Raw genomic sequence first — 20,660 nt, 5'->3', positions numbered from 1 at the left:
ATCCCCATCCGATTCAAGGACTAGCGCTTGAACACATCCAGGCCGGTAAAATAGGTGGTATCATGGCCATCGAACGCATCGGCATACATCACTTTGCTATCCTCGAAGAATAACTCCAGAATTGCCTGCGCCTCTTTTATCTTGCCCGCCAGCACCTCGGGTTCTGCTGTCACCTGCGCCATCATTAGGCTGATGATATTGGCGTAGAAATAGTTAATTGAACCAATCAACACACGATAGAGATGTGATTCGCGGCTCATCAGCAGATAGAGCAGATAGTCGTGATGGCGTTGCATCATGGCCAATACCGCATTGTGTTCACAGGCTACCTGGCGCCAGTCATCGCGCAACTTGTCTACCAGCTCAACGAACAGCGGCACCTGCAATGCAGCAGCGAAATCAACGCTGCTCATGTCAAAGGACTGGAAACAAGTGGCCATCACTTCATCCATGAGCGGGATTTTGTCGAGTACCGGCCATTCAGGTTGCAACGATTCAACACGACGAGGGATTGCCCCTTCTATATAAGCGCCGTCACTACTGTTGACGCACTGCATCTCGGGATAATCACGCAATACACTGGCCATATTGTGAATGGCTAGCCCAAACAGATGATTGATACGCACTTCGTCGCCAAAGTTACCCGGTGCCGGGAAAGTATCCTTTAAATTTTCCTCGTATTTCGCCTCTTGCTTGTCGTTGTAATAGAGACTCAGGCTGGAGTGATGCTGTCCGGCTGTTTTATAGCCATTGTCGATACCAAACAAATACACCTGCTTGAAACCAAGCAAGGCCGCATAATTGAGGCCGGTATTGCCGACGAACGGGTTGGAAAATTCAATGGTATCGTACTCAAATGCCTGACCAAACGCGCTAATCAGCATGGAGAACATCGGCTCGTTGGGCTTGAACGCCAACCCTGTTTTACGAAAGAAGCGCTTGCATTCAGGGTGAATGACATCAACGCTCAGAAACACGGTGTCCTTGATAAAGTCATCGGCATTGAGAATGCTCAGAAAATCGGCTGAGCTCTTGGTGCGCTCCACTGCAACGTAGATATCCGGTTTTACGCCAGCTTTGTAGAGTGCACTGACCGCAGTACCGCAGGCGATAATGATTGCCTGCTGCTGATGCTGCCGGATGAACTCGATGCTCTGATCCAGCGAGGGGCCATTGCCAACCACAAAGACAGGGATCTGCTCGAAGGCACGGCTATCGCGCCACCGTTTCAGAAAGGGGGTACCGTCTTGCAGATGGGTGTGGCTATGGGCAAGTGCATAGATGTTGTCATCAAAGAACCCCCACCCCGTTTTGAGCAGATAGAACTCCCTTTCCACCTGTGTTATCAAGGCGTGCAGCTTGGGGGAATGGTAATGACAGAACGAGAAATAGCTTGCCGACCAGAATGCCCCCTTGCGATGCAGCGCCTCCATCATGTCAGCGACCAGCAATCGCTCGTCAACACCGATAAAGAGGTGCAGACTGATCGACTCCTCCTCCATGTAGGCGAGCAGCTGATGCCAATCAAAACAGAAGAGCGAGGCGTAAAACATGTCAAGATCAGGCTCGAAAGCAAACAGATTCTTGATCTTGCACTGTTCATACAAGCAACCGAGCTGGTAGCCCAAACCAATGCCATACATCAGTGCCAGAGGAATATCGGTATGTAATGCTGCCTTTAGACGCAACCCTTCCAGAGCTGACTTCTCTTTTAATTTGGAGATTTCATTGTTGTATTTGATATGGATTTGGCCATCGATATACCACTGGGGCACAAAATCGATGCACTGCAAGACACTGTGTTCAATGACCTCGGCAATCTGCGACTGAACCTCGCTAAATGGATCATCCCCATAAAGCGAGATACCCTCGTCGAGCCACAGAATATTGGGAACGCCGTTTTCATTACAGAAGAAACGAAAAGGCCTGGCAGGCTGGTACTCCTTGAAAAAGTCATGAATGGCGGGCATGTATTTGGCAAACGCAGCCATATTGAGTTCATAACGAACGGGGAGTACTTCCAGCATGGCGGCCTCCTGCTGCTTTTGCAGAGCCAGGCGTGCCAGTTCACTTTCTACATCATGAATCTTGTGATGGATATCCATGTCAGACTAACCTGCATTCAGCTTGTAAAGACCGGATGCACGTCCGGCCTGGGAGAATTGTCGTAATTGTGCTTCAGCCTGCTGCTTTTCCTGACCCACCCAATCATAAATAAGCTGGAACTGCATCAGTGCCTGCCGCTGTTCCACATTGAGAGTCTCTCCCCAAGGCAGTGACCCGAATACCTCTTCCAGAGCATGCAGATAAAGTTCAGCCAGCTGTTCTGCTGCAACCAGCTCACCTTGCACCAGTAGAGACTGCAACTGATCGCCCTGTCTCATCAAGGCAGACACAGAAGTACTATTGACCTCATTCATGCCGGTCTGCCTACCTTTTGCTGTGCCAGCGCCTTGTCTCGCTCATCGACAGGGATGGCATCCCAACCGCTCTTGACCGTCAGCATCAGGTTCATCACTTCATCAATGGCGCCTACATCCATGTCACGGCTGGCATCCATCATGCGCACTTTCATATAGTCATAAAGTGCGAACAGGTCTTCGGGGACCTTGCCATAAGAGAGATCAAGTGAATCTTGCAGACCATTGATAATGGCCAGCGTCTTGGAGATAGATTGGGACTTACCCTCGAAATCGCGACGCTCGACTGCACCGCGAGCCTGAGCGAGACGTTCGAGACACCCTTGCATCAATAACTGGATCACGCGATAGGGATCCGCCACTGCCAGCTCAGACTGCAAACTCTGGGTTGTATAGGCCTTGATCGTTTTTCGATACATACGAGACTCAGCTCCTGACTACAAATTAACTGGTTTTGTTGTTGGTATTGAGCAGGTTGAGATAGGAGGCAGATTTGTTCATCTTGGCCAGCAAGGTATCCAGACTGCCGTAGCGTGCCCTCAACGTCTCTTCATACTTGGTGAGCTGCGCCGCGACATCTGCTTGTTTGCGGTTGACATCACGCAGATCAGAATTGAGTGTCTCTTCCCGCTTGGCAAGCAGTCCCCCTGTCTTGGAGTAGGTCTCAAGCTGGCTGGCCAACTTGCCAGCAACACCGTCCTTGCCACCAAATACAGCCACTACCTGGTCGAAGTTCTTCTCGACCGCTTCATCGAATTTCGTCGAATCAAGTGAGAGCACTCCCTTGTTGTCCATCTTGACCCCCAACTGAAAGATGGTAGAGAAGGTCGAAGAGTTGTTAGAAGGCTCGGTGACGGTGCCACTCATCAGGTTGGTCACAGCCTTGGTCGTCGCATCCCCCGCCAGGGCTCCACCATCATTCTGGCTGACACCGGCCACGATAGAGCTGCGTTTGCCCAGATCGGTGCTCTTCTTCACCAGAGCGTTATAGCCATCGATGAAGCTCTGCACCATGGTCTTGATGCCAGCCTTGTCTGTCGTCACATCCACTCTGTTTGGCTTGTAAGTGGTCGTCACGGTACCATCACTCGGGTTCGTGGTAGTGGTGCTCTCCGACTCTTTCAACACCGTAATCTTGAGACCCACAATGGTGCCATCAAAGGTGTTGGTCGCACTGGTCAATTTATTGCCATCCACGCTTATCTCGGCATCACGGGCTTGTTGCTTCTGGGTCAGCTTGGAGATGAAATTGTCAGTCAGTTCAGGTGTACTGCCGGTTATCTGCAGATCTTTACCTGTTCCACTGACACCGGAGTCAATCACAAGGGCCGCCTTGCCATCGGAGGTATTCATGATATTGACGCTAAGACCAAAGTTGTCACTATCATTGTTGATCCGCTTGCGAATGGACTGGAGTGAATCCCCTGCTTTAACATCCACATCAAAGGTCTTGTCACCTGCCTTGAATGTCAGGGTGCCATCTTGAGTGATCATGGGCGTGGTCGAAGAGGCGAAACTACCTTCAAATTTGCTGGTCTTCGCCAATTTTTCGACACTGATGTCATATTGCCCGTTGGAAGCGCCACTCTTGCTCTCCACCTTGAGAACCGGATTATCTTTATCCTGGGTGATGTTTATCGCACGTTTGTTAAACGCGTCATCCTTTGACATAGCCTGCAGAGTGGTGACAAAAGTCGCGATCGCTGACTTCAGCTGGCCTACCCCTGAGAGAGTGATCTGGGCGTTGGTCTTTTTGGTGGTAATTGGCTGCAACAGCTGCGCCTTCTTGGCATCAACACTTGCAGCAATGACAGACTCCAAGTCCAGTCCAGAGCCCGCACCAGCAGACGTAATTGTGGCCATACTCACTCTCCTCGCAAACGTAACTATTAAATCTCTTTATCAAGCAATAACCCGACTCGAGAGCCACCGCCAATCACATCACCTTCGCGCAGAGCCTGGATTCGTTTGCTGATAGCCAGCAACTCTTCGCTTGGTATCTGACGGATCATTGATTTGGTATCGGCATCCATTACCTTGATAACAACCTGCTCCAGTTCCTTTTCAACACTGAAATTGACGGTCCATCCTTGCAACTGACTGAACTCTTGCAAGTTTTGTACCCCTTTCTCAATTTCCTTGTCTGAAATCTTCGGCTTGCCAGCCCTCTCCTGCTCAGGCAGCCCCTGTTGCTTTTCCATGTCCTTTGTTGCCGTCCCCCGCTGCTCTTCTGCTGTGCCAGATAGCACTTGAGCGGCCGACTGGCCGCTCTTGCTACTTGACTGAAGAGAAGAAGGAGTGACCGATGACGGAATTCCAATTTCATTGGCCATATCGTCGCTCCTTTTTTATCTCATCACAGCCTGTTAACCCAGCAGGGACAGGGCTGATTGCGGTCTTTGGTTGGCTTGAGCCAGGATGCTGGAAGCAGCCTGTTGCAGAATGTTCTGCTTGGTCAGATTAGCGGTCTCGGTTGCAAAGTCTGCGTCACGGATACGAGAACGTGCTGCGCTCAGGTTTTCAGAGACGTTGGACTGGTTGCGAATGGTGGAGTCAAACCGGTTCTGCACCGCACCCAGCTCTGCCCGCTTGCTGTCGACCGCCTTGATCATGAAATCAAGGTTGGCCATGGCCAGCTGGGCGGCACTGGCAGAGCTGATGCTGCTGACGCTGGTAGAGGTTACTGCAGATGTTCCCTTGGTCACGGTATAGGGCTCGCCAGAGGCACTGGTAGCAACGGTCGCGCTTCCCTTGGTTGATGCCGCAATCCCACTGATGGTAAAGGCGGAAGTCATCTTGAAGGTGATAGTCTGACCAGCATCCGCCCCCACCTGGAACGACCCCTTGTAGTTGCCATCCAGCAGCTTCTGGCCACCGAAAGTGGTGTCGTTGGAGATACGGTTGATCTCTGTAGTCAGTTGGTCAAACTCTTGCTGCAATGCAGTACGGTCATCGGTGTTGTTGGAACCGTTAGCAGATTGCTGTGCCAGCGTGCGCATACGCTGCAGCATACTGGTCACTTCATCCATGGCCCCTTCAGCCGTTTGAGCAACCGAGATACCATCGTTGGCGTTGCGGTTACCTTGATCCAAACCGTTGATCTGGGAAGTCAAACGGTTGGAGATCTGCAAACCGGCAGCATCATCTTTGGCAGTGTTGATACGAAGTCCCGATGCCAGTCTGGTGTAAGAGGTATCCAGAGACTTGTTGGTATTCATCAGGTTACGCTGGGCGTTCAGTGATGAAGTATTCGTGTTGATATACATGGCCATAAAATATTCTCCCGAAGAACATGCGACTGCGGGTTGCGCCGTCAAAGCGGCGTCCCACCGTTAGAAGAACAGGTTGAACGAGCCTGAGTCTTCTGGCGGGTGTCTGTTTGAACGGACAGGTCACCCGCAGTAGTGCAAACGTTGGATTCCGAACACCCCTCGATTGCTTCACCTTGTTTAACGGCAGTGCAGAGGCAAGCTTTAGGAAAATTGTTGCCTAACGCGGCAATTTTTCTCCGGTACATGGCAAGGAAAGCCAGATGGCAAACATAGTGCAAGACGTAATAGAGGGGTTGCAAGATGGTGTAACAGGATTATTTTTGTGGCACGGTTTGTGCTTAGATTGGGTAGAGTGACGTCGATTTGACGACACAATAAAAAGAGGCCGGTAAACCGGCCTAAAGATGAGCATATGCTCAGGAGAATATGACCAAGCGTGACAGAACTGAACAGCTGGACAACACTTGGCATTACTAGTAGAGAATTATATCTCTCCCGATAGAACAGAGTGCGAACCGAACACCCCTTTGTTCCATCTCTTGACCAGGGCGGCCTGAACAACCGCCCTGTTTTCTTTTGTTAGCCTTGCAGCAGCGAAAGAGCTGACTGGGGGCGCTGGTTCGCCTGGGCCAGTATGGTTGATGCGGCCTGTTGCAAGATATTCTGCTTGGTCAGGTTTGCAGTCTCGGTGGCGAAGTCTGCATCACGGATACGTGAGCGTGCAGCACTAACGTTTTCGGAGACGTTCGCCTGGTTGCGAATGGTCGAGTCAAACCGGTTTTGTACCGCCCCCAGTTCAGCACGCTTGCTGTCCACCACCTTTATCATGTAATCCAGGTTGGCCATAGCCGACTGGGCCGAGCTTGCAGCTGTAATGGTCGACATACTGGTAGATGTGACCGGCGTTCCTGCTGTCTTCGTGATGTTATACGGCTCGCCCGAGGTCGTGGTTGCCACTGTCGCACTACCACTGGTGGCAGAGGCCATGCCCGAGATAGTAAAGGCGGTCGTCATCCGGAAGGTGATGGTCTGCCCTGCGTCTGCCCCCACCTGGAAGGTGCCCACATAGCCGCCATTGAGCAGGTTCTGGCCACCGAAGGTGGTATCTTTGGCTACCCGGTCGATCTCAGTCATCAGCTGAGTGTACTCTTGCTGCAGCGCGGTACGGTCATCTGTGTTGTTGGAGCCGTTGGCTGACTGTTGAGCCAGCGTACGCATCCGTTGCAGCATGGAAGTAATTTCATCCATTGCCCCTTCGGCAGTTTGGGCAACAGAGATACCGTCATTGGCATTACGATTACCTTGATCCAGACCGTTGATCTGGGAGGTCAAACGGTTGGCAATTTGCAGGCCGGCGGCATCGTCTTTGGCGCTGTTGATACGCAGACCGGATGCCAGTCGAGTGTAGGATGTATCCAGTGATTTGGTCGTGTTCATCAGGTTACGCTGAGCGTTGAGTGATGAAACGTTAGTGTTGATATAAAGGCCCATGACTATTCTCCTAAGCTATTAAATTTACTCTTCTATTTGCTCTGGCTTTATTATTTTCTGTGCCCGATGCGTCTTATTTAACGGCCCGTTTTTCGATGTCTTTAGCATTTTTTTCAACGCTTCATCACGTTAACGCCGCTTACCCTATATATCGACAGGTCGGGGATAAACTTAAGGAAAAAAACGCCCACTAAAACGTGGCAGAAACTCATCGCGCCCCTCCTCCAACAAGGAGGTAAACAGGCACACTCGAGCCCCTCCCTGTCCATGATGCGAGAAAAAAGCGGTGTCGACTCTCAATTTTGTCGAGCACAGTTGGCGATTGGGCTCTCCAGCCCCTAAAATCGCGGCCCCATCAACAATTTGGCGTGAGTTGTTTTCCATGCAGACACTGGTTGAGCAGATTGTTTACATCAGCGACATGTTTGGTACTGCGGTATTCGCGTTTTCAGGGGTTCTGGTGGCGGGCCGGCTCAGAATGGACGGATTTGGCGTCATGGTGTTGGCGGCAGTCACCGCCATCGGCGGTGGCACCATCCGCGACATGATCCTGGGAGCAACCCCGGTGTTCTGGGTTCGCGATCCTCTCTATATCTGGGTGGTCATTGCAACGGCGCTGATCGGGATGTGGATGGTCAAACTGCCCCGCAGAATGCCCTGGTATGTACTGCCCGTCGCGGATGCCTTCGGGTTGGCCCTCTTTACGGTGATTGGGGCGCAAAAAGCCCTCAACTTCGGTACCCCGGGACTGATCGCCGTGCTGATGGGGACCATGACAGGGGTAGCAGGCGGCATGATCCGTGATGTACTGGCCAGGGAAGTGCCTATGGTGTTGCAAAAAGAGATCTATGCAACAGCCTGCATTTTGGGCGGAATCCTCTACACCCTGGCACTGGAGGCGAACATGGACAGAGTAACCGCCATGCTCATCTGTATGACAGCCGTGTTCGGTTTGCGGGTAGCTGCTATCTACTGGCACCTGTCGCTACCAACCTTCTCGCTGCAACGCAACTGAAAGCACACCCGCAGTGGAATATGGCTCTGTGGGTTGTGCGTTGAACCAAATGGGCTTTTCTGTTGTCATAGAAGCAGTCGTTGTTAGCCGGATATTCTCATGCACAAAATCGGTATGCTTACCACTCTCCTCCTTGCGAACGTGACAGCAGCACATGCCGAAGCACAAGCCGTTTTTGGACGACTGGCATCGGCGCCAGTGCAGCAGTTCAACCAGCAGATACGTCAGGCGAACGAGCTACATCAGAAATGGGTCAATGACTACCGTGAGGTAGCACTTCGTTTTGTCGGTCATAGCGACATCCCCAGTCGCATCCATGCACAGCAACTGGATAATGATCTGGTACTCTCGGTTGCCCTCGATGGCAGCAAGAACGACATGCTCTATATCCTGACTCTCTATCGCAGCGATAACCTTTGGCAAATGAGGGGAGCGGAAATGGGTTGGCGTTGCCTGGGGGAGCACTCCTTCACTCCCGTTCCCTGTCCATAAATCCAAGCTCCGAGCTATAAAACAAAAATCCGGCACATTGGCCGGATTTTTTATGGGAGATTGAGCGTCAAATTACGGACGGTAAACTTTGACGTTGGCAAAGCCTTTCTCTTTCAGGTAAAGCGCCTGCAGCTTGCTCATCACGCCGCGATCGCAGTAGAGCAGGTAGGTCTTCTCCTTGGGCAGATCGCCAAAGACGGTGGCCAGCTTGAAGAAGGGGATATGCAGTACTTCACGATCTTCCACCACCAGCGGCTTCTCGTCGTGTTCATCGGCAGAGCGGATATCCAGGATCACCTCGTCAGCGCCCAGCACCTGGGTGGTTTCCACCTCTTGCACTTCAGCGGCAGTCTCTTCACCGATACGGCGGATATCGAGGTAACGGGCCTCGGAGACCACCTTGTCCAGAATGGAGAAGTCAAAATTGGCCTCTTCCTCTTCAATGCGGGAGAGCTCGGCCTTCACGGTCGGCTTTTTGGAGATGACCCCACAGTACTCCGGCATGGTCTCGGCAAACTCCAAAGTGCCGATGCGGCGGGCTTCACTGATGATATCCGGCTTGTCCCAAGTAATGAGCGGGCGCAGGATCACCTTGTCGGTGACCCGGTCAATCACGTTCAGGTTGGTGAGAGTCTGGCTGGAGACCTGACCCACACACTCACCGGTCACCAGCGCCGGGATCTGGAATTCATCGGCCACCTTGGCGGCAGCACGCATCATCATCCGCTTGAGCACCACGCCCATCTGACCGTTGTCGATCTTCTCGAGGATCTCGGCAACCACCGGCTCGAAGTCCACAGCGGTGAAACGTACCCGGTGGGAGGAGCCGAAACGGTTCCACAGGTGATAGGCCACCTGCTTGACGCCGATCTCGTGGGCCGCACCGCCCAGATTGAAGAAGCAGTAGTGCACCCGGCAGCCGCGCTTGATGAACTGGAACGAAGCCACACCGGAGTCAAAACCGCCGGAGAGCAGACTCAGCACATCTTCCTGGGTCGCGATGGGCATGCCGCTCAGGCCCTGATGGATGGCGCTGACGATAAAGAGCTCCTCACCGTCGATCTCGAGGTTGATCTTCACATCCGGGTTCTTGAGGCGCACACCATTGCTTTCGCAGTGCTGATTCAATCCACCGCCCACGTAACGCTCAACCTCGAGGGAGGAGAACTCATGCTTGCCGTGGCGCTTGGCGCGCACGCAGAAGGTTTTGCCCTTGAGCTGGTCGCCCCATACGGCTTTCACCTGCTCGAAGATGTCGTGCAGATCGGTAAACTTGCTGGCTTGTACCTCGAGGAAGGCCTGAATGCCCGGAATACAGGCCAAAGCTTCGATAGCCTGCTCGCGGAACTGGTCATTGCGGGAGCTCACAATCAGCTTGTCCCAATCCATCCGTACGCGGGCATCGTCGTCGAAGCGGCGCAGGACATTGCGGATATTGCCCTGCAGGATCTTGATAAAGCGCTGGCGAACCGACTTGCTCTTGATGGTGATTTCCGGGAACAGCTTGATAATGAACTTCATGGGGGCTCTTTAAATTTTAAGGTAAATCAATGACTTACAAATAAATGTGGGAACGAATGTTAGAATGGGAGTTCCCGTGAACAGCTACACATTATCTCACAGCGACCAGCTTGTTACCACCCTTGCCAAGCAGCCAGTGTCCACCTTCGGGACCCACTACACCAAGGAAGTCGCCCTCTTCATCGCACGGCACCTTAACAAGGCCCAAGGCTGGGCTGCGAGTCTCTACCTTCGGACCATCGCTAAGGGTATCGGTTGCACCACCCGCACAGTCCGCAACTCTCTGCGTCGTCTGGAGGCCATCGGCTTCTTCAAGACAGAGTTCCGGAAGCACGACCAGATAACCAACTGGAATCTGGCCTCTGTGTTCCGCATCGGGTCAGCACTCCTAGCCCTTTTCCGTACCCCCAGCACCAAGCGTCCGGCTAAGTCTTTGACTTCTTCTAAACAGAAACAAAGTAACAATGATCACGCTCCCGTTTCTTCGTCTGTGGGTAAGTTCGCCATGTTCGACCACAAGCGCGTCACCAAGACACTGGAAGAATGGGAAGCCAGCAAGAAGGCCAGCCAAGAGAACAACAGGAACGCCCTACAGAAGCTCAAGGACATGCTGAGGGCGCAACGATGAACGGACAGAAAAAGCTTGTGTGCGTGGATGCAGGACTAGGGATAACCGAGGGCCAGGAATTCCCTGTGCTGGGAGAGAATGGGAGCGCGTGGGAGATCCTGCTGGGCGGTGAGTACCGGAAGGTGAACAAGCGGTCTGGCCGTGTGTTGGGCTGGAAGACAGGCCCACGATTTGACCTAGCAGGGTGAACAACCGCCCTGAATAAGAGCCTGATTACAATACAGATTTGTCCCAATTGAACCGACATCAACACATAGTTATTTTTAGGCGCACGGGTCCACGTGGAGTAGCTAAAATGTACCAACTCAAAGTAATCAAAAAAAACAATGTAGACCAAGAAACCTTCGAAATAGCCTTTAATGCAGCTCTTCGCCGCATTGAAAATGAGATAGAGGGCTTTCAGCTACGGGTCATAGTCAAAGGTGACACAGTAACTATTGAGAGTATTGACCCCAAAGAGCTAATCACAGCAAATCAGGAGGAGTTGATGCGCAAAATTGAGGCCTGTTTCTGCTATAGCGGCAGTTTACTCTCTGAAGGTTTTGGCGCCGTGGTATGGTTATCATACTGGTCTTAAAGATGTTTCAAATTAGAGCGATTGCAATGAAGAAGACGCTGCTATTTAAGAATACGAACCGTAGAGAGGGGGGGAAAGAGAGAGATGGCGACATCCGAGAGGGTGAGGAAATGGCAAAGAGGTTCGTCAAGTCTACCCGATGGAGGAAATTAGCTGCCGAGAGTAAGGACTACGGAACAAACGATCATGATGCCTCTGGTCGATTCATGTTCGTCTGGATTGACGATGTGAGTGGTGTCATTGTCAAAGAATCCAGAACGTATTCCAGAAATGGCAATTGTGGGAGTATCATTTTTGAGCAAATCTCGCAGTGGCCTGAACCTCCACCTGCACGTCTTCCTGAATCAGAAGAAGGAGTCCCCTTCTAATCTGTAGTACCTAGTGACCTGTAACCTGCATTTTTTGTGCCTTTGCATCTTGTATAGCGAGGCGCTTTGTCTATCTTTAATGGGAACAGTTACGTCTCTCATTGAGAGCCCAGTCCAGTTTTCTGCCACTTCAAGAGGCACTAATGGACCAAAACACCGCACAGCACATTATCCGGACGACCCAGAAGTACATCCCTCCTCAACAAGAACCAATGAGAAGCTGCCATCCTTATTGGTACACGGGGCACTATGCAATCAGCACCTCTGATTTTATAAATGCCTGTGGAGAGAACATGAGTCTGAGAGAGGCCAACAGCTTGCTATCAACATTGTGTGAGCAGGTTTGCAGGAATAGCCCTGAACAAGTCTGTATCTACCATTTATACGACGAGGCAGGACACTGCTAGTACATTGGAGGGGTTTCGGCCCCTTCATCTTGCTGGCCTTCGGTGTATTTTGGTAAAAAGCTGCTCATCCTCTTTCGTGTTTTTCACGCTAACAATTCCCTTCCCCCCTCAATTCTCCAGCCTGCGGATCGGCCAACCGTTCCATCTCAATGACAACCTTAGCATCAGGGGGATCCACCTGGGTGAGTACCGGAAAGTGAGCAAACGGCCTGACATGGTGACTGGCTGAAAGAATGGGCCAGTGTTGGCCCCTATTCACGATGTGATGTTGGGAGAAGGCGTCTTAATTACTGAAGCCACTGCGAAATTTGCTTAGTCAAATAAACTCCGAAAGCAGTTGTTACAACAATCCCGATTACGGCAGTTAAAACCGCTCCCACGCCTTTGCCGATTATTTTGGAGGTGAGAGCTATGCACCTCTTCCACATAGTATTCGCGCGGATTTCATTTAGGCGCTTATGCCCTTCAGAGGTCAGCTGACGAAGAAAAAAGTGTGCAGGCTCAGGGGACAGCTCTCGGGACATAGACCCTTCAACCAATCCATCCTTGATCAATAGGTCCACGTGGTAAGAGATGGAATAGGCTGCCTCTTTGTCTTCTGGCTCAAAATCTCGAAGTGATAAACCTCTGGCAGTGTGTGGCAGTGCTTCTAAGCGTGTCAGTATGTCTTTTATTGTATCCGGATTATGTTTCATCTGTGCCCTCTCACATCGATAAATCAATCAATCTCACTGTGCACTTACCAAACAACCACCAACCTTCTTGCCTTCATTAGAACCGCGATGGCTGTGTATAGCCCGCTTGTAATCAATGGCATCCCCTCGGGTCCAGATCGCGTATTGATTGCCAATCCCTGCCCGATTGAATGTCTTCAGGATCTCAGCCTCAACATCGCTTCTAGTCCCGTTCAAGTGGACAACTCGATGGGTATTTCCCGATTGCCTATAAAAGGTGAGTTGGAAGGAAGATACTCCATCCAGTTTCTTCCACGCTTCATCGGCATCGATAGTTTGTGTTGTTACTTTGGCTGAAGAAAAGGCGTTACAGATCACAGCAAAAATGCCGAATCCCCCGACTACAAGCAATAACTCCACCAGATCCATCGCTTCTTTCTTAGCCATGCGATACTCCGAAATACGCCCAAGAATACAGCATCTTATCCACTTGGAGACCCCTGGTAAATTCTGGAAAAAATCTGAACGCCCTCTTCAGTGATTTAACGCCCGCGATTTCCCCCCGTCCCCCCACAAGAACAAGCCATTAGACAGCACTCCCGTCCTCTTTCGCTCACAGCCTGCGCGCCTGCCTGTTCCTCTCCTTCTCCATACCCCAGCCATCCCATTGCTAACACATAGGCGATCCCCTGCGTCTTCCTATCGCCTCCTGCGGTGTCTCTCTGTCTGTCTCTTAGTCTCATTGAGGTATACCTTCCAAGAAAAATTTATAGCAGGGTATTGACCCGTCCAAAAAACGTCTCCAAAGTACAGTCCCGTAACCACTTAGACATAAGGAGACACTGCGATGAACATTGAATCCCGTGCTGCTGACCTGCGGACCTCCATCAAGCTGATGACTGGCGACCTCTGCTACTGCAAGACACGCGCTCAAGTTGCCTCTCTGCGTGAAACCATTCGTCAACGTGAAGAAGAACTGAAGCGACTGGAGGACCAAGCCTTCATCAACCGCTGTGTGGCTGTGCTGGATACCGCTGGGATGGGAGAACACAACGTCTACATCTACTGGTTCCGCATCGACTACGGCTGCTGGATTGACGCTGAAGAGGTCGTTAACGCTGGGGGTCTTAGCGACTACCTAGAGTCCCTTGGGATGGAACCGGCAGACGTGGCCGAGCTGATGACCCAAGACTGGGACTGTCAGGATGCTGAAGGGCTGGCCTCTCACTGCCTGCACAAGTACGGGAGCTTTGACTGGAAGGCTCTGGAGGAACTGCTGGAGGTGGACTGTGAGCCCGAGGTGCTGGCGGCAGGACTGGCCTGTGAGATTGCACCAAAAGAGATTCAGGACCGCTACATGGGGTCTTGGGACAGTGACGAGGACATGGCGATGGAGCAATGGGAGGAAGGAGGACTACTTGAGGCAATCCCAGCGTCTGCCCGTGGGTACATCGACTGGCAGGCCGTAGCGAGAGACATGGAGCTTAACGGGGAGTTCGTGAGGTCTGGCACCTACTACTTCCGCAACTGCTAAGAGGACGGCTTCCCTTAGCGCCAACTAGGGGAAGCCTGAGCGAATCACCTATCAACTCTGGGGAGAGTAATGATGAAGATGGAACCACTCGGAAGGGGAATCTACAGGCTGCACATGGAGGGATCAAGTTATACAATCGCTGGCTTTGTTGATTGCTGGCGATTCGCTTGGGAGAAGATGAAGGAGGTTTCCGAATGATTGACTTGGTTATCAGACTACGCCGATTCAAGAACAGGAAGTCACTGGAAAGAGTTGCCCCAAGGATGCTCGATAGGGCTTCCTCTGCGGGCCTCCAAGAGGAACTGAAGGTCATTGCTGCGATTGACCATCGGAAAGCTGAGATAGCAGCAGGAAGGCTTTACGACGCGGGGAAAGTCCCTATGACAGCTTGGGCATTGGTGGATTGAGTAGGAGAGAGTGATGGGACAGGTTATCGGTTATGCGCGAGTGTCGTCTGTCGGTCAATCGCTGGATGTTCAACTGGACAAACTGGCCGAGGCTGGAGCTGAGAAGGTCTATCAGGAGAAGATGTCCGGCAAGTCAGCCAAAGACCGTCAGCAACTCCAAGCCATGCTGGGGTATGTCCGAGAGGGGGACACAGTGGTGATCACCAAGCTGGACCGTCTGGGCCGTTCTCTCGCTGACCTTCTGGCTATCGTGGAGAAGCTGGAAGAGAAAGGTGTGACCCTCCGTGTGCTGGACCAGACGTTTGACACAGGGAGCGCACAGGGCCGCCTGATGCTGTCCATGCTGGGAGCCTTCGCTGAGTTCGAGCTGGAGCTGAGGAAGGAGCGGCAGATGGACGGCATAGCCAAGGCCAAGGAGCAAGGGAAGCACTTGGGCCGACCGAAGGAACTGGACGAAGAGAAGGTCAAGGAGCGTCTGAAGGTAGGCGACCTGTCCCCTGCTGGTGTCGCTAAGGAGCTGGGTATCGGGAGGTCTACCGCCTACCGGATAGCGAAAGCGATGAAGGATGCAGGCGAGCTGTGAGTTGATCGAGTGTGTCTATCGGTAGAGCCTTGAGCCATCGAAAAGACCTATCATCAAGACTGTCCCAACGTACATTATGGAAAGCTAATTTACCCTGACCAATAGAAAGAACTGATCGAGTGACCCACTTTGATCGAATCTTTCAATCGACCCCCGAGGCTGTTCACTGCGACACCTTGGGGGTTTGTCGTTTGGGAGGACTCGACGATGGCCCGTGTGTCTCTTGCCGTCTCCCTCTGGTCCCTTCTCCTTGCCTCCCTTCTCCCTTCCATCCTTGTCCCTGCTGTCTTCAGGCTTTCTCTGTGGATCTCTGAGATCGTGCAGGGGTGAGCCTGTGGGGTTGCATAGGGGAAGGCGTGAGGTGAGCACAGAGATCGTCTGAGGGGCTATCTGGAGGGGAGCAGAGGGGGACTGTGGGGCTGACTCTGGGCTTGTTCGTCTGAGTGCCCCTGTTTGTTGTCCCGAGGTCTGTCCCGAGGTCTGTCCCGAGGTCAATCCCGAGGACTACCCGACGACTCCCCGACGACTCCCCGAGGTCCATCCCGAGGCCAGCATTCCCGACGACCATCCCCAAGACCATCCCCAAGACACCTTCCAGAGACTTCCAGAATAGGAGCTAATTGGGCTAGTCACTTTTCCCTGACCCTAGGGGGGATACATAAGACCAATACTAAAAGACTACTATAAGACATCTATTAGATACCCTAGATACTATCTCTCTATACTCTACTTACTATAGGTATCTTTAAGACTACCCAAGGTCTACCTAGAGACTACCCAAGGTCTACCCAAGGACGCCTCAATGGCTGTCCTGTTGTCGCTTCTTCAGGTCTCCCTTGCTTCTCCCTAGCTACTCAATACCTCCAGACTACCCAAGGTCTACCAATCGACTCCTTCAGGATGGCCTACGGGCTGTCCTGTTGTCGCTTCCTCCAGACTTCCCCAAGACTTCCCCCTGACCATCCCCAGGACAACCGAGTGACGACACAAGGACAGATAGCTAGTAAGGATGATCAAGTGAGAGTATCCGTTGGTTGAACATAGTGAGTTCCTTATGAGGCTCCAAGGGATGACCTTATGCAAAATGGTCGAAGCCCAAAACGCATAACCCAGTGACTGACCTTGGGACTACTCCAAAATGGCCCGAGGGCAAATCTGGACACCTCCCAGCGTATCCCTCCACTCTCTCCTTTATCGCCTATCAACATTGTCCATCCAAGCAAGGGAAGGAGAGGGAGTTATCTATAGGTAATCTGTAGGTACTTATCCTGTGGCCCCTATGCACAGGGAAATCCGGAAGGGGGTCTGGAGGGGTCACAAAATGCGGAATCCGCAAAATGTTACCCCGAGGTCTGTCTTGAGGTTGTGCGAAATGCTGTAACGACATTTAGCACCACCCCCGAGGTCTGCCTTGGTGAATGACGAAAATGGGACTGACCCAAATCCGTCAGTAGCCCGAGGTCCGTCCTTGCGTTTCCGGAAATAGCGGAATCCGTCAAAAACGGAAAAGGTCCCGAGGTCCATCCTTCAGGTTCCGGAAAATGGGCCCCCCCAGAAACCGGAAGGGGACCCGAGGACGACCGCGAAATGTCCCAACGGCATTTGGCGGTGCCCGAGGACGACCTGAAGCCGTACTGTAAAAATGCCCTTGAGGCAAAATTACAGTATCCCCCGCGACAGACCAGAGGACGACCTGAAGACGCACTGGGGCAAACAGCGGAATCCGTCAAATGCCCCACCCCGAGGTATCCCCCAGCCCTCTCTGTGCAACTGAAGGAGAAACGCGACAGACGGACGCCAGAAGCAGACGCTTCGCATCGCTAGTGCGTCTATCGCTGCGATTCTGGAGAAGCACAAGGAAGGCATGAGCAACCGTGCTATTGCCAAGCTGTTCAAGATGGGGTCCAGCACTGTAGATGAAGTGGTCTCAAAAGAGGCGCCCGAAAATGGGGATTCCCCAAAATCGGGCACCCCCGAGGTCTCCACCTCCACCGTGCCGATGGCATCCACTGAAGACCGCTCCGACACCCGCGAGGACGCCCGCTCCTGAAGCCGTACTGTTAGAAAATCCTGAATCAGGAAAACTAAACACCCCCGAGGATGACCTGAAGCCGTGCTGTTAGAAAATCCTGAATCAGGAAAACTTAACACCCCCGAGGTCAGTCCCTCTGTTGTCCCGAGGATGGCCCTGCGTCCACTTACCGAAAATGCCCCGAGGGCAAATCCGGTAGCCCCATGTGACCCTGAGCGAAAATGGCCCGAGGCCAAAATCGCTCACCCCTGCGTCTGCCTGAGCGAAAATCCCAAATTGGGGAATCCGCTCACCCCTGCGTCTGCCTGCGGAAAAATGGGCTCGCCCCAAAATTCCGTACCTCCCCTTTCTCCCTGCCCATAGCGATACACCTATCAACTCACAAGGAGCCGCTATGACTGCAATCTCTATCACCTCGATTCTCGCTGAGAAACACGCAATGAACCGCGCACATCCTGAAGTCGTCAAGGAACGTCTGCGCATGATCACCCACCTTGTCACCACTGATCCGGAGAAGTACCTGAAGAACCGCTGGGAGCTGAAGCGTATGGCGATCATGGAGGCGCTGGACCTGACCCCTGCCGAGTACGGGTACGCGACCGAGGCGATCAACCGTGAGGCCAAGGCCAAGCGTGACTCTGAGATCCTGCGGCTGCACGGGGATGGACTGAGCGGACGATCCATTGCGAAAGAGCTGGGGCTGAACCAAAAGACTGTTTCCAACGTGATCCGCCGTCACTTGGATGACTGATGGACGTGGCTGAGGTCCTTAAAAGCCCCTACGGCGTTTGGGGACCCCCTGTCTCCCGCCTTCCCAAAAATCCGGAATCCGGAAAATTAGGACCCCAGCGTCCCCCTGTCCAAAAATCCGGAATCCGGAAAAATGGGCACCCTCTCGATCCCCTTCTCGCCTCCCTCCGGATTTCCCTGACCTAAGAACGTATGAGAACGCGCAGAAGTGCGCACGTAACTCAAGGACCAGCCCGTGGGGAAACCTGCGGGCTCCCTTTTTCTACGTCCTGACTCCCTTTCCCTCTTTCTCTTTGGCCGAAGGGCCATCCACCTATCAACAAGGAAAAACAACTATGTCTGCTTACGGCACTTTCCCGACTTTTCAAAACGTAACCCATGTAGGTCAGAACAACGGTCAAGGCGATACCCGAGCCCTATTCATGAAGCTGTTCGCTGGTGAAGTCCTGACGATGTTCCGCAATCAATGCGTCTCCTTGGGCACCACCCGAGTGATGACCCTGAAGGGTGGCAAAGCATTCGATTTCCCTGTACTTGGCATGAGCCACAATGCGAAGTACCACAAGCCCGGCGAGCTGATCCAAGCGGGCGGTATCAAGAACGTCATGCGCACTGTCACCGTCGATGACGTCGCTGTGGCTGCTGTGTTCGTGGCAGAACAAGACGAAGACCTGAGCACCTTTGAGGTTCGCTCCCACTATGCCCGTGAGCTGGCCTATGAGCTGTCGAACATGATCGACAAGAACGTCTTCCGGACCATCGCCAAGGCTGCCTTCATTACCAACAAAGAGCTGGCTATTGCTCAATTCGGTGAGAACGGCGTACTGGATGACGAGACCTTCACCGAGAACATTACCCTGCGAGCAACCGATGCGGCAGGCCGTCCGATGACCCGTGGTCAGCAAATCGTGGACGCCATCTTCCGTGCCCGCACCGAGTTCCGCAAGGCAAGCGTCCCAGGCATCCCTGTGTGTGTCCTGAAGCCGGACGACTACGAGGCCCTGACCAATGCGGCTGCTGGTATCGGCAACATGGCATGGCTGGATAAGCGTTTCTTGGGCCAGACTGGCGAGGACAAGTCCAACGGTAACGCTGACACTGGCCTTCGTGTCGCCGGTATGAAGATCTACGAGTCCAACAACCTGCCGGACCAAGACGAAAGCGAGGGACTGATCGGCTCACCGGAACCCCTGAGCGTGGAAGAAGGCGGCTCTGGTCGTACCGCTGCGTACCGTGGGAACTTCTCCAAGCTGCTTGGCTTGGTCTACACGAAGGACTGCGCGGCTACCGTGAAGGTGCGAGACATTGTGACCCAGTGGGTCCCTGAGCCTCTGCGTGTCGGTAACACCGCGCTGGCTAAGATGTTCGTCGGTCACAACATCCTGCGTCCGGCCTGTGCGGTCGCTCTGCTGGAAGCGTAACAGGGATTTCCCTGACCAAAGGATGAAGAGAGGTTTCCGGTCAGGGTCCTCTCTTCCTCTGGTGATTTGGCATAGCTGATGGTCATGCGGTGCTTCCTTAGACCCCCATGCGTAGTTCCTGTGGTTAACACGGGGGCTGCCCTTGGGGGTTCTTCTTTGAATAACTTTGCTCTGACCTATTACTTCCCAACTACAAGGAGATTTTATGTCTACTCAAACTCAACACCCGAGCTTGCAACGAAAGAAACCCCAAGCCCGTACCACTGCAATCCTGTGGGAAGACGTTATCCCCAAGGCTGACGCTCTGACCCTCCATTTCTCCAAGCAAGCAGGCTTTGCCCTGACTCGCACCCAGATGCTCAACGCACTGATTAACCGCGAGTTCGACAAGCTGCGCTCTCAAGGTGCACTGACTGGGGAGGTGCAATGATGGACTACCAGACCGCCGACTACGGCTTCAGCGTGGAGACCTGTGACCTGCCCTCCTACTCCAGCGGCGTGAACGACCAAGGGGAAGCCCTCTATGAACTCGATGGGATCGAAATGACCAAGGCACAAGCGGAGGACTTCAAGGACTACTTCTTCGACGACGAGGACGCTCACTCGCTTTCCCAGGACAGCGGCACCGAGTCCCTGCCGGACGCCATTCTTTCAGGCTTGAACGCTGTGAATGACGCGCTGGGAGGCGGTGGAGTCGCTGAGTTCTACGCTGACGAGCTGCTGGGTCTAGGCGAAAGCCGAATGGACTCTGTGGTCTCTTCTTCCGGTATGAGTCGGGAGGAAATCCAGTCCCATGCAACAGCGGTAATGATCGACATGGCCGCACAGGTAGGAATGCCCAGCGACTACCTGATGAACGAACTTCAGAACGACATTAACAGCGTCCGCTCGCTTAACTCCCAGTCTGGCTTGAAGCTGCTGCGGGAGGCTATCGCTGACGGTATCGCTGGGGAATACGACTCTGCGATGACCAAATGGGATCGCCTGCGTCGCGCCCTGCAATCCGTCAAATAACCCACTTTCTCTAACCCCTAGTTACCCCATACCACAACCATCCGGAAAGCCTCT

At 53.0% G+C, this 20,660-nt stretch carries 23 protein-coding genes; 13 read left to right on the top strand and 10 right to left on the bottom strand.

Annotation, left to right across the window (positions count from 1 at the left end):
- Positions 1–20: 20 nt before the first annotated feature.
- From G5229_RS01960 to flaA, 7 genes are all read right to left on the bottom strand, one after another.
- Positions 21–2,105: a 6-hydroxymethylpterin diphosphokinase MptE-like protein gene (locus G5229_RS01960; RefSeq protein WP_421173043.1), complete on the bottom strand. Its 2,085-nt coding sequence runs from the start codon at positions 2,103–2,105 to the stop codon at positions 21–23.
- Between the two features lie 6 nt (positions 2,106–2,111).
- Positions 2,112–2,420: a hypothetical protein gene (locus tag G5229_RS01955; protein WP_421208231.1), complete on the bottom strand. Its 309-nt coding sequence runs from the start codon at positions 2,418–2,420 to the stop codon at positions 2,112–2,114.
- On the bottom strand, positions 2,417–2,839 hold the full coding sequence (gene fliS, locus G5229_RS01950) for a flagellar export chaperone FliS (protein WP_005346697.1): 423 nt from the start codon (positions 2,837–2,839) through the stop codon (positions 2,417–2,419). The genes G5229_RS01955 and fliS overlap by 4 nt, the downstream gene beginning before the upstream one ends.
- A gap of 25 nt (positions 2,840–2,864) precedes the next feature.
- Entirely contained in the window at positions 2,865–4,283 is a 1,419-nt protein-coding gene (gene fliD / locus G5229_RS01945; protein ID WP_216954022.1) for a flagellar filament capping protein FliD, read from the bottom strand.
- Positions 4,284–4,309: 26 nt separating this feature from the next.
- Positions 4,310–4,753, bottom strand: coding sequence for a flagellar protein FlaG (locus G5229_RS01940; RefSeq protein ID WP_421208229.1), 444 nt, complete (start codon positions 4,751–4,753; stop codon positions 4,310–4,312).
- 33 nt (positions 4,754–4,786) lie between these two features.
- Positions 4,787–5,692, bottom strand: a complete 906-nt coding sequence (gene flaB / locus G5229_RS01935; RefSeq protein ID WP_129503711.1) for a flagellin B — start codon at positions 5,690–5,692, stop codon at positions 4,787–4,789.
- 579 nt (positions 5,693–6,271) lie between these two features.
- Positions 6,272–7,183: a flagellin A gene (gene flaA, locus G5229_RS01930; RefSeq protein WP_129503710.1), complete on the bottom strand. Its 912-nt coding sequence runs from the start codon at positions 7,181–7,183 to the stop codon at positions 6,272–6,274.
- Positions 7,184–7,565: 382 nt separating this feature from the next.
- On the opposite strand from flaA, the gene G5229_RS01925 reads away from it, so the two are divergent.
- Both G5229_RS01925 and G5229_RS01920 read left to right on the top strand, forming a co-directional pair.
- Positions 7,566–8,198, top strand: coding sequence for a trimeric intracellular cation channel family protein (locus tag G5229_RS01925; RefSeq protein WP_129503709.1), 633 nt, complete (start codon positions 7,566–7,568; stop codon positions 8,196–8,198).
- 99 nt (positions 8,199–8,297) lie between these two features.
- A complete protein-coding gene (locus G5229_RS01920; protein ID WP_042053183.1) occupies positions 8,298–8,690 on the top strand; it encodes a hypothetical protein in 393 nt (130 codons plus the stop codon).
- Positions 8,691–8,762: 72 nt separating this feature from the next.
- Here the strand turns inward: G5229_RS01920 and thiI are convergent, their stop codons facing one another.
- Positions 8,763–10,211, bottom strand: coding sequence for a tRNA uracil 4-sulfurtransferase ThiI (thiI, locus tag G5229_RS01915; RefSeq protein WP_421208227.1), 1,449 nt, complete (start codon positions 10,209–10,211; stop codon positions 8,763–8,765).
- 64 nt (positions 10,212–10,275) lie between these two features.
- On the opposite strand from thiI, the gene G5229_RS01910 reads away from it, so the two are divergent.
- The 3 genes from G5229_RS01910 to G5229_RS01900 all read left to right on the top strand — a co-directional run bounded on the left by G5229_RS01910 (position 10,276) and on the right by G5229_RS01900 (position 11,784).
- Positions 10,276–10,839: a hypothetical protein gene (locus G5229_RS01910; protein ID WP_421208225.1), complete on the top strand. Its 564-nt coding sequence runs from the start codon at positions 10,276–10,278 to the stop codon at positions 10,837–10,839.
- 295 nt (positions 10,840–11,134) lie between these two features.
- A complete protein-coding gene (locus G5229_RS01905) occupies positions 11,135–11,416 on the top strand; it encodes a hypothetical protein (RefSeq protein WP_219281537.1) in 282 nt (93 codons plus the stop codon).
- A 26-nt stretch (positions 11,417–11,442) separates the two neighbouring features.
- Complete coding sequence (locus G5229_RS01900) at positions 11,443–11,784, top strand: hypothetical protein (protein WP_421208223.1); 342 nt, start codon at positions 11,443–11,445, stop codon at positions 11,782–11,784.
- A gap of 694 nt (positions 11,785–12,478) precedes the next feature.
- Here G5229_RS01900 and G5229_RS01895 read toward each other — a convergent pair.
- Together G5229_RS01895 and G5229_RS01890 are read right to left on the bottom strand one after the other, a co-directional pair.
- On the bottom strand, positions 12,479–12,886 hold the full coding sequence (locus tag G5229_RS01895) for a DUF2513 domain-containing protein (RefSeq protein ID WP_219281539.1): 408 nt from the start codon (positions 12,884–12,886) through the stop codon (positions 12,479–12,481).
- 33 nt (positions 12,887–12,919) lie between these two features.
- Entirely contained in the window at positions 12,920–13,312 is a 393-nt protein-coding gene (locus G5229_RS01890) for a hypothetical protein (protein WP_219281540.1), read from the bottom strand.
- A 400-nt stretch (positions 13,313–13,712) separates the two neighbouring features.
- On the opposite strand from G5229_RS01890, the gene G5229_RS01885 reads away from it, so the two are divergent.
- The 8 genes from G5229_RS01885 (at position 13,713) to G5229_RS01850 (ending at position 20,606) form a co-directional block, all read left to right on the top strand.
- Positions 13,713–14,399, top strand: coding sequence for an antirestriction protein ArdA (locus G5229_RS01885; protein WP_421208221.1), 687 nt, complete (start codon positions 13,713–13,715; stop codon positions 14,397–14,399).
- A gap of 194 nt (positions 14,400–14,593) precedes the next feature.
- Positions 14,594–14,806: an Hha/YmoA family nucleoid-associated regulatory protein gene (locus G5229_RS01880; RefSeq protein ID WP_392415360.1), complete on the top strand. Its 213-nt coding sequence runs from the start codon at positions 14,594–14,596 to the stop codon at positions 14,804–14,806.
- 13 nt (positions 14,807–14,819) lie between these two features.
- A complete protein-coding gene (locus G5229_RS01875) occupies positions 14,820–15,389 on the top strand; it encodes a recombinase family protein (protein WP_128343664.1) in 570 nt (189 codons plus the stop codon).
- A 1,864-nt stretch (positions 15,390–17,253) separates the two neighbouring features.
- A complete protein-coding gene (locus tag G5229_RS01870; protein ID WP_421208218.1) occupies positions 17,254–17,439 on the top strand; it encodes a hypothetical protein in 186 nt (61 codons plus the stop codon).
- Between the two features lie 376 nt (positions 17,440–17,815).
- Complete coding sequence (locus tag G5229_RS01865) at positions 17,816–18,172, top strand: hypothetical protein (RefSeq protein WP_421208217.1); 357 nt, start codon at positions 17,816–17,818, stop codon at positions 18,170–18,172.
- 334 nt (positions 18,173–18,506) lie between these two features.
- The gene (locus G5229_RS01860) at positions 18,507–19,592 is read left to right on the top strand and encodes a capsid protein (RefSeq protein ID WP_421208215.1); all 1,086 of its coding nucleotides are present in this window, start codon (positions 18,507–18,509) and stop codon (positions 19,590–19,592) included.
- A 205-nt stretch (positions 19,593–19,797) separates the two neighbouring features.
- A complete protein-coding gene (locus tag G5229_RS01855; protein WP_421208213.1) occupies positions 19,798–20,022 on the top strand; it encodes a hypothetical protein in 225 nt (74 codons plus the stop codon).
- Positions 20,019–20,606, top strand: a complete 588-nt coding sequence (locus G5229_RS01850; protein WP_421208211.1) for a hypothetical protein — start codon at positions 20,019–20,021, stop codon at positions 20,604–20,606. Before G5229_RS01855 ends, G5229_RS01850 begins: the two co-directional genes overlap by 4 nt.
- Positions 20,607–20,660: the final 54 nt, after the last annotated feature.

This window comes from Aeromonas sp. 602396 (assembly GCF_049173735.1).
GTDB lineage: Bacteria > Pseudomonadota > Gammaproteobacteria > Enterobacterales > Aeromonadaceae > Aeromonas > Aeromonas veronii_A.
This window is presented reverse-complemented; position numbering and strand designations above follow the sequence as displayed.